The following is a 9461-nucleotide window of genomic DNA, read 5'->3' as shown; positions in this document are numbered from 1 at the left end:
TCGGGCGTGACCCAGCAACCATGACACGTTGGCTCATTGTCTCTAGAGGCCGAACTCATGGCGTGTTTCCGGCCGCACCAGTGCTGGCACCTGAAGGAGTCGTCGGCAAAGTTGTCGCCGCCGGCGAACACCAAGCTTTGATCCAGACCATCCTCGAGCCCGAATCGAGGGTTTCGGTAATCAGCGCCCGCTCCCGGGTGCCAGCACTCTGTCGCGGCGCCGGAACCAGACTCACCTTGGACTATGCGGTCAAAGGCTCGGCCTTCCTTCCGGGCGACACCATTGTCACCGCTGGCACCGGCCAAGTGTTTCCACACGGCCTGGTCGTGGGCGTCGTAGAGAAAGCCGAGGACCGACCGACCGAACTGTTCAAGTCGGTGACGGTTCTACCCCTCGCCGATATCGCGAAACTTGAACAGGCATTCGTGTTCTGCCTGTCCCTGCCGCCCGAATCCCTCTGGACCGACCCCTGGCTTGACAACCTTGCTCCGGCCGAAGTCCAAGTCCCGCCGTCAGTCGAAGAAAGATGAGACTATTGCTCATATGCCTTATTGAGTACGTCCTGTGCTTGGTCCAGACTAGCCTCGGCCCGTTTGGACCCGACCTCGTATTGCTATCTCTATTTATCATTGCCCTTCACGAAACGAGACTCGCGGCAACGGCGCTGGCATTCCTGGCCGGCCTGTGTCTTGACCTTTCGGTGCCCGCCAGTCTCGGCGTCAATGTAGCCATCTATACTGCGCTGACCTACGGCGTCGCTTCAGTCCACGCACTTCTCTATCGCAGCCGCTGGCATCTGGTGTTGCTCGTGCTCGTCGGCCTTGTGGCTCGGCATGGTCTTCGGTTTCTTGTCGGAGCCGAGTTGCCCGCACCAACTCCGCTTGCCGTGTCCGGTGGACTGACTCTGCTGCTTGTGTTACCGGCCGACTGGCTCGGCTCCCGGCTCCTGCAGACAAGGGCCACATGAACTGCCCAGCCCGTCCGCAGACTCACACTTGATCATGCCTGGAATAAACCGGCACAAACAGCTTTCGTTTGTACTCGCCGGCCTATTTGGAATTCTCACGCTGCGCCTGGCTCAACTCCAGCTTGTTCAGGGCTCACGGTACGCGCGCCTGAGCGAACGCAATCATGTGCGCCGAGTCGTGCTTTCTGCCCCGCGCGGCCGCATCTTCGACTGTCGGGGCCAACTCCTGGCCGATACTCGGCCCTCATTCACGGTCTCGGTCATACCCACTGAAATGGACAGTACCACCCTGCTCTTGCTCTCCCGGCTTCTCGGTATTCCACTCAGTGAACTCCAGTCCAGAGTTCGACCGTTCAGCCTGACGCCTTCACCGGTCACGGTCCGACGCAACCTAGACATTGCCTCGGTTCTACGGCTTGAGGAAAACAGCTTCCGCCTACCGGGAGTCAGGGTCAGCGTTGACCCGATTCGCTGCTATCCGGCAGGCGAGGCCGACTGTCACGTACTTGGTCACTTAGGAGAGGCGGGCGAACAGGACCTCGGACCTGACTCAGACTATCGGCTGCTTGACTACATAGGCCGGGACGGTATCGAAGCCCAGTACGAACGTCTGCTCCGGGGCCACGACGGTTACGAGTACATTGAAGTAGACGCCCGAGGTCGCGAAATCGGAACAATTGCCGAAAAACGACCGGTCCAACCTGTTCCTGGCCTTGACCTGCATCTGACAATTGACCAGCGGCTACAAGAACTTTGTCTGAATCTGACCGCGGGCTACCGCCGATGCGCTGTCGTCGGTATGGACGTACGAACCGGTGCCATACTGTGTCTCGTGTCACGCCCGGTATTTGACCCGGCCATGTTTCTTTCTCCTATTCCCGGCGAAACCTGGGCTCGGTTCACCGCCGGTCAAGACAAACCATTTTTCAACCGCGTAACCTGTGCCGGGTATCCTCCCGGCAGCGTCGCCAAGCCAATAGTTGCCTTGGCTGCCCTGCACCACGGTGTAGTCACTGGCCATACCCGATTTGAACCGTGCACCGGGTCGTACAAGTACGGTAACAGAGTTTTCCGGTGCTGGGCACGGCACGGCAGTCTCGACCTCACGGGCGCCATCACTCATTCCTGCAACATCTACTTCTACCAGCTCGGCCTTACACTTGGCCTGGACAGTCTGGTCTCGTTCTGCGCCGGCATGCCACTCGGCCGGATTACCGGCGTGGACCTGCCCGCTGAGAACCCGGGCAACATCCCTTCCCGTGCCTGGCTTGATGCAAAGTATGGCAAGGGCAAGTGGACCTCAGGCGTACTCCTGAACTTCGCCATCGGCCAGGGCGAAATTCTTACCACTCCGCTTCAGCTTTGTGTCACCTACGCCGGCATCGCTAACAATGGCGTTTTCCCGCGTCCCCACCTTCTGGCCGCGGTAGATTCAGCCGGCCGTCGGATCATGCAGACTAAAGTCCTGGCTGACACAACTCAACTTGCTTCAAATGACCTAAAGTTGGTCAAGCGGGCGCTTGAACGGGTTGTGACCTACGGTACTGCTCGTACCGCCCAACTTAAAGAGATACCCATCGCAGGCAAGACCGGCACCGCTCAGAATCCTGGAGCTGACCATGCTTGGTTCGTCGGCTATGCTCCGGCCGACGACCCGCAGGTCGTCTTCGCGGTATTGGTCGAGAACGCCGGCCACGGTGGTACTGTAGCTGCACCGATCGCCAGCCGGCTGATTCAAGCCTCCCTTGACTCTGATGCCAGCGCAGACAATGAATCGGATTGACCTAAGAATAGTTCTGCCGACTATCCTGCTGACAGCATTCGGCATGCTTGCAATCTACTCTACTGGCGGCATCCACTATCTTGTTCGTCAGCTGCTGTTCCTACCCGTTGCTGTCGCCGGATTTCTGGGCGCGTACTTCATACCCCGCCGATATCTACTCGGGCTGGCCGAGGCGGCCTACGCTCTGGGACTCGCCCTGCTTGCGCTCGTGCTTTTCTTTGGTACAGGTTCTGGCTCCAACCGTTGGTTCATGATCGGGCCGGTGGCACTGCAGCCGTCGGAGTATGCCAAGCTCGCCGCTGTCCTCATGCTCGCCAAACACCTCTCGGCCCAGCGCGAGACTCAGTTCACGTTCCGTAGTCTTCTCCTACCCGTCCTCATCTGTCTGGCACCGGCTCTGCTCGTACTTGCCGAACCGGACCTGTCAACAGCTATCCTACTCAGCCTAGTCCTGGCTGCGATGCTATACTGGAACGGACTCAGCGCTCGTCACATTCTTCTGCTCTATACCCCACTCCTGTCGTTTGCCGCCGGATTCTCGCTGTACATCTGGATACCATTATTCATTCTCCTTGCCATCGTCATGCTGCGGCGCACAAGCCTCTTCCGCAGCCTGATTGCACTTGCGACGAGCGTTTTCTTCGGTCTGCTTTCACCCCTCTCCCTGCGCCTGCTTCGAGAATACCAGGTTGACCGCATCCGTAGCTTTCTAGCGCCCTGGCTTGACCCGCACGGCGTCGGCTGGAACGCCATCCAGTCCCGCATTGCGATTGGCTCCGGCCGTTTTCTCGGCAAGGGTTTTCTACGCGGTAGCCAGAATCGGCTTGGTTTTCTGCCCAACCGACATACCGACTTCGTTTTCTCCTGTATAGGGGAAGAGTTCGGTTTCCTGGGCAGTGTCATTCTGCTCTCTCTGTTCGGGCTGCTCGTCTACCGGTTTCTACTGGTAGCCTCCTCCACGCGCGACCGCTTTGACTCGTTGCTCTGTATCGGGTGCGCGACGGTTTTCGCCGGTCAGGTATTTGTCAACATCGGCATGCTCCTCGGACTCCTGCCGATTACCGGTATCGCCCTGCCATTCACAAGCTATGGCGGCTCCTCGCTGCTCCTGAGCTACATCATGGTCGGCTTGGTCCTCAACGTCAGAGCCAAACCGGAATGACCGACCTTCGTTCCTTCACCCTCGCTCAGCTCACCGAACTATGCACGCGGCTGGGCTGGGAGCCATACCGGGCTAAACAGATGTACTCTTGGCTCTGGCAAAAAGGCGTCACGACTCTCGACGCAATGACCGACCTTGGAAAGGACAAACGTACCCGGCTCGCACAAGAGTTCGAGATAAGAGAACCGACGCTGGAAAAATTCGTGCAAGACATAGACGGCACAACCAAGTTCACATGGCGGCTGTCAGACTCCTCGGTGATCGAGTCGGTCTTCATACCTGAACCCGACCGCCGCACCGTTTGCGTCTCCTCCCAGGTCGGCTGCGGTCTTGGGTGTGTGTTCTGTTACACCGGTACGATGGGCTTCAGCCGCAACCTCAGCTGGCACGAAATCACCGCTCAGGTTCTGGGGGTAAGAAGAAAAGTTCAAGAGCAGGATTCCACATCCCACCACGCGAAGCGCTCCGGAAACCGGGAAACAGGACCTGCCATCACAAACGTTGTCTTCATGGGAATGGGCGAACCGTTCCTGAACTACGACGCAACAATCGAAGCCCTGACCCAACTAAACTGTGACTACGGTCTAAAGATCGGCGCCCGCAAAATGACAGTATCAACTGCGGGTATTCCAGACGCTATTCGTCGCTACGCCCGGATACCACTCCAGACCAGACTTGCCGTTTCACTCAATGCGACGGACAACGAAACCCGAGACCGACTGATGCCGGTGAATCGCAGCTTTCCACTCGAAGAACTGATGCCGACCGTTCAAGAATTCACCCGGATAAAGCACAAGCGCGTAACGTTTGAGTATGTACTCATTGACGGAGTGAACAACCGAAAACAGGACGTTCGCCAACTGGAGCGGCTGCTCAAAGGGATTCCGTGCAAGGTCAACCTGATACCCTTGAACCCGTTTCCCGGCTGCGAATTCCGGGCACCGTCTGAGCATGAAGTTGAACGATTCCGGCGGGCTCTGTTTCCGCTTCTCCCTGCGGTCACCATCCGGCGCAGCCGCGGAACTGACATTCTCGCGGCCTGCGGTCAGCTCGCCAGCAGCATAACCCTGGCTGCTAGTTGAAGAACCGGCAGCCGGCAACCTGCCTGTCAACGCACACGTAGCCCCGTTTCTACAATACCTCGGTCCACCTCGACTCCGGCACGGAAGGTAGAATCTCGGCCAGACCACCGGAAAACTGGAGCCTGACTTCGGTCCTCAATGCCGCGTTCTAACCGCAACTCAGTCGCCGCCTGACACAGTGTCTGAAACCGGACCTGAGCCAAATAGTCAGGACGGCATTCAAGTATCCATTCAGACCGGCTGTGATACCGGACGTAACAAAGCACCTTAACTCCTCGTTTATCAGAAACTTGAGATACTATCTGATGCTCCACCTCAGTTCTGAACTCAACTGCCGGCTGACCAACCATCTCGCTCCAAGACTGAAAACCCGACTCAGATGGGGAGTCACTCCCGGGGTAACTGGGTAACCCCCTGCCCGTGTGCCGGCTCCCGTGCCGGGTGCGAGATAATGTCGGATATGTAGAGTCCTAGTGAATTCCCGTGGATGCAGTAAGGGCGTCTCCGCCATCGCCCGGCTAGGACAACCTCAGTGTTACTCTGACCTCAAAGCCGCACAACCTGAGCCAAGGCGGTACGCCTGCCTACTCGGGCACCGGCCGCCCCCGGCTGTGCTACTTGGAATAGACGACCCGCCGTGGAAACGGGATCTCGATGCCCGCGGCATCGAATGCCTGTTTGAGTGCAAGACGCAGGGACCGCTCTGCTTCCCAGTGCTGCATCGGCCTGACCTTTGCCACCACGCGAATCCTCATCCCTGAGTCGCCGAACGCGACGATGCCCTGGACCACTGGCGGCTCCAGCGCGATGTCTTGGAATGATTCGTACCACCGCTCAGCTGCGGTTCGAGCAACAGCCAGACTTTTCTCCACATCTTGTTCATAGGCAATGTCAACCGTCACAAGTGCACGCGTGAACCCACGGTTCGCGTTACCAAACTTGGTAAGCTCACCGTTCGGAACCACGTGCAGTACGCCATCGAACCCGCGTAACTGCGTAGCCCTGAAACCCACTTTCTCGACCGTGCCGGCGATATCGCCAACCGTCACGTAGTCGCCGACACTGATAAGGTCTTCGAAAAGGATAAAGAATCCGGAGATAAAGTCCCGCACCAAGGTCTGTGCTCCAAAACCCACGGCCAGTCCAATCACACCTGCTCCGGCCAGAATCGCGGCATAGTCCACTCCAAGCGTGCGCAGACAGAGAATAATGGCGACAAACAGTATGCTGTACCCGAGAATGCTCTGGATGAGAGAGACGAGCGTCCTGGCTCTGCGCTCACGCGCTCCGCCCTTCTCGACAACGCGGCGCATTATTCTGGCGACAACAAAGTACACCAGCCAGGCAGCCACAATGATGAGTACCAGATGGATTGCCTTGACCGCGTACTCAGCCAGTTTCTCCGGCGCAAGCAGCCTCGTCTTCAAAGCCTGCCAGAACATGCTACTCTCTGACCTCCAGCCTTCCGGCCGGACCGTCCAGTACCTGGCCTACCACAACGGCCTCAACTCCCTTCTCACCGGTCATCTCTCTATACCGCTCCACGCTCTGCTCGGGCAGACTTACCAAAAGCCCGCCCGAACTCTCTGACTCCCAGAGCAGATTGCGGTCTGATTCCGGTATTGCCGGGTCCCAGTCAACGAGTGGTCCGAAGCTCGACTCGTTCATTGCCACGCCGGCATCAACGACGCCAGCTGCAGACAGCTCGCGAACCGTTGGGAGAAATGGGATTGAGCTGAATGTCAACCGGATCCCCACTCCACTTGCTTCGGCCATCTCCTGCGCATGACCCAGAAGCCCGAACCCGGTTATGTCAGTCGTCGCATTCGCGTCGCACGCAACGAGCGCCTCGGACCCGGCCCGGTTCAAAGTCATCATTGACTTGGTTGCGGCCTGATACAGCAGGTCGTCAACCTTCTCTTCGTTCATCATCACCTGGGCGAAAATACCGGTCCCCAGCGGTTTGGTCAGAAGCAGCACATCACCTGGCTTTGCACCCGCATTGGTTACGATGCGCCTTGGAGCAATCGTGCCGGTCACGGCCAGGCCGAACTTGATTTCCTTTTCGTTGAACGTATGCCCGCCACACACGACCGCCCCCGCCTCGGCAACCGCGTCCTCGCCGCCCTGGAGAATCGCAGCAAGCCAGGCCTTGTCAGCCGGAGCCGGAAACCCGATGACATTTAGTGCGGTTACCGGGGTTCCGGCCATCGCGTACACGTCTGAGAGTGAGTTCGTCGCCGCAATCCGCCCGAACGTGTAAGGGTCTTCAACCATCGGCGTCAGAATATCCACTGTCTGGACCAGAGCCAGATCCTTGTGCAACAGAAAGACACCCGCATCATCAGCGGTGTTGATGCCGACGAGTAGCCTCGCGTCTTCGTGCCGCTTCAGTTTGTCAAGTACCAGCGCCAACTGCGCCTTGCCGAGCTTGGATGCTCAACCGGCGCAGCTAACCGTGGCCAGTATTCCACGCTTAGCCATGAACCTCCAGACAACAGAACAAAACTGCTCCCACGCGGCGGGGCTTGGCCGCTTCCGTAGTGGTTGGCCATTGGGACCTCTCCTCGCCAGTCATTTCCTCAGTACTCTCACCTCGCCTTTCCGCTGCGTCACACCTCTTGAGTCAAGGTAGTTCAAGAGCGGAATCAGGTACTTGCGCGTTGTCTTAAGCTCCTGCCTGATTTCAGAAGCGGTCAGCTCCGGCTTGCGGCCGAACATCTGCCGGACTCTCTCCTCCGCCTGCCTGATCGTGTCGCGGTGTAGCACAACCGATTCGCCCACGTCCACAAGCGTGCCAGTTTCGAGGAGCGCGGCCCGTACCCGCTCGGCCTCCCTCTTCTCGGCCCGGGCTAGGGTATCGGTCAACGAAGGAGATTGCAGACCGGCTTCACGAAAAACAGCCTCGACCTGGTCAAAGAGTCGCTGCTCAGCCGGACTCAGTTCTGGTTTGTGTCCTGACAACCGTACCCGGTCGCCATCCAACACAACTTTGCGTTCGGACGAAAGGCTCCCGAGCACGGTCTCAAACATCGGCAACGGCAGCCCAGCCTTAGCACGCAGTTCTGGCTTGCGCAGTCCAAGCCGAAAAGGGTTCTCCTTATGAAAATGTTCTAGCGCTTCGAGAACGGTGCTCCCAGCTTCGGTGAATGCCTTCTCATGCGTCACGTACTCTTTGGACTCGAACGCAAACCGCCGTGCCTTGCCGGCCCGAACCAGTACTGCAAGCAGCTTTTCCGCGTCCGTTTGCGCGATGGCGAGGTCTCTGGCTACCTGGGCCAGAGTCTTAGCATCGAACCGGTTCTTCATCAGATACTGCTCCAACACAATGCCTGCTTCACCTGAGCGCAGCGCTCGCAATCGGTTCACGGTGCCTTCGTCGAAACGGCGTTCCTTTCCAGGATTTGGCTCGAGTACCACGCCACCGCCTATCGTTCGCTGCGGCGCAAAGGTCCGGATCACAAAATGGTCGTTCCAGTCGCACACCACCGGCTCTTCCGCCCGGCACTGAACCAGCGCCTCCTTACCCGGCTCCAGCTCCTTGGTGTCAAGCAGCAACACCCGGCACATGACCTCGGCCGTGCCGATGTGGAGCTTGAGCCTTGTCATATTGCGCAGCGGTCGGCCCGCATCCTTCAGTAAGTAGCAGGTAGCGTTGAACATCATCGTTGGCGTGTAATAGCCCACGGTCGCAAGCACGTGGCCCCGAGTCACGGTCGTGCGCTCCACACCTTGGAGGTTGAGCGCGGCGCGTTCACCAAGACCTGCGGTCTCGACCGAACGGTTGTGCTCCTGAATCCCCCTTATCCTGACTTCGCAGCGTTCGGGTAGAAGCTCGAGCCGGTCTCCAACCCGGACCTGCCCGGAAAGCACCGTGCCGGCTACCACGGTCCCAAAGCCCTTCATCGAGAAGCTACGGTCAATCGGCATCCGGAAAACGCCCCGGTCCGGCTTCGGCTCAACCCTGCCGGCAAGGGTTACAATCGCCTGCCTCAGTTCAGCAACACCCTGACCGGTGAGTGCAGAAACGGCCAGCATCGGTGCGTCCTCGAGAAACGAACCTTTCACCAATTCTGCCACATCCTGCTTCACAAGTTCAAGCATCTCGGCATCAACGAGGTCAACCTTGTTTATTACCACGAGGCCCTGCCTAATTCCCATCAGTCGGCAGATCTCGAAGTGTTCGCGGGTCTGGGGCATCACACCATCGTCTGCTGCAACCACAAGCACCACCATGTCAATAGTACTGGCACCGGCCAACATGTGTCGCACGAACCTCTCATGCCCGGGCACGTCAATGACCGTAATGTCAGTCCCAAGAAAGGCGAAGCCGAGGTCGGTTGTCATGCCCCGTTCCTTCTCCTCCTTGAGCCGGTCTGGGTCAGTCCCGGTCAGGGCTCGAACCAGGGCGCTCTTGCCGTGGTCAATGTGTCCCGCGGTTCCGACTACGACGTGCATAGGAGAGTC

General features: G+C 58.5%; 7 protein-coding genes and 1 pseudogene. 5 read left to right on the top strand and 3 right to left on the bottom strand.

Features of this window, described 5'->3' with window-relative positions; all coding sequences use genetic code 11:
- The 5 genes from mreC to rlmN all read left to right on the top strand — a co-directional run.
- The coding region (gene mreC / locus ABIL25_04340) for a rod shape-determining protein MreC (protein MEO0081508.1) at nt 1–530 on the top strand (530 nt) is incomplete at its 5' end.
- Nucleotides 527–967, top strand: coding sequence for a rod shape-determining protein MreD (gene mreD, locus ABIL25_04335; GenBank protein ID MEO0081507.1), 441 nt, complete (start codon nt 527–529; stop codon nt 965–967). The genes mreC and mreD, both read left to right, overlap by 4 nt.
- A 34-nt stretch (nt 968–1001) precedes the next feature.
- A complete protein-coding gene (gene mrdA / locus ABIL25_04330) occupies nt 1002–2750 on the top strand; it encodes a penicillin-binding protein 2 (GenBank protein ID MEO0081506.1) in 1749 nt (582 codons plus the stop codon).
- On the top strand, nt 2737–3912 hold the full coding sequence (locus ABIL25_04325; GenBank protein ID MEO0081505.1) for an FtsW/RodA/SpoVE family cell cycle protein: 1176 nt from the start codon (nt 2737–2739) through the stop codon (nt 3910–3912). The genes mrdA and ABIL25_04325 overlap by 14 nt, the downstream gene beginning before the upstream one ends.
- Nucleotides 3909–4994 (top strand): 23S rRNA (adenine(2503)-C(2))-methyltransferase RlmN, encoded by a 1086-nt coding sequence (gene rlmN, locus ABIL25_04320; GenBank protein ID MEO0081504.1) that lies wholly within the window; start codon nt 3909–3911, stop codon nt 4992–4994. The genes ABIL25_04325 and rlmN overlap by 4 nt, the downstream gene beginning before the upstream one ends.
- A 614-nt stretch (nt 4995–5608) precedes the next feature.
- Here the strand turns inward: rlmN and ABIL25_04315 are convergent.
- The 3 genes and pseudogenes from ABIL25_04315 to selB form a co-directional block, all read right to left on the bottom strand.
- Nucleotides 5609–6436, bottom strand: coding sequence for a mechanosensitive ion channel family protein (locus tag ABIL25_04315; GenBank protein ID MEO0081503.1), 828 nt, complete (start codon nt 6434–6436; stop codon nt 5609–5611).
- Nucleotide 6437: 1 nt separating this feature from the next.
- Nucleotides 6438–7418: pseudogene (gene selD / locus ABIL25_04310) on the bottom strand (selenide, water dikinase SelD).
- Nucleotides 7419–7568: 150 nt separating this feature from the next.
- Nucleotides 7569–9452 (bottom strand): selenocysteine-specific translation elongation factor, encoded by a 1884-nt coding sequence (gene selB / locus ABIL25_04305; GenBank protein ID MEO0081502.1) that lies wholly within the window; start codon nt 9450–9452, stop codon nt 7569–7571.
- Nucleotides 9453–9461 lie beyond the last annotated feature (9 nt).

Source organism: candidate division WOR-3 bacterium (assembly GCA_039801365.1).
Classification (GTDB): Bacteria; Hydrothermota; Tepidihabitantia; order Tepidihabitantales; family Tepidihabitantaceae; genus JBDRUN01.
Note: the sequence above shows the minus strand (reverse complement) of the source record. Positions and strands in the feature narration are given on the sequence as shown.

What these genes read in the sequence shown, in the direction of transcription:
- rlmN (MEO0081504.1), top strand. Translation starts at nt 3,909, where the DNA reads ATGACCGACCTTCGTTCCTTCACCCTCGCTCAGCTCACCGAACTATGC.
- selB (MEO0081502.1), bottom strand. Translation starts at nt 9,452, where the DNA reads ATGCACGTCGTAGTCGGAACCGCGGGACACATTGACCACGGCAAGAGC.
- mrdA (MEO0081506.1), top strand. Translation starts at nt 1,002, where the DNA reads ATGCCTGGAATAAACCGGCACAAACAGCTTTCGTTTGTACTCGCCGGC.
- mreD (MEO0081507.1), top strand. Translation starts at nt 527, where the DNA reads ATGAGACTATTGCTCATATGCCTTATTGAGTACGTCCTGTGCTTGGTC.
- ABIL25_04315 (MEO0081503.1), bottom strand. Translation starts at nt 6,436, where the DNA reads ATGTTCTGGCAGGCTTTGAAGACGAGGCTGCTTGCGCCGGAGAAACTG.
- ABIL25_04325 (MEO0081505.1), top strand. Translation starts at nt 2,737, where the DNA reads ATGAATCGGATTGACCTAAGAATAGTTCTGCCGACTATCCTGCTGACA.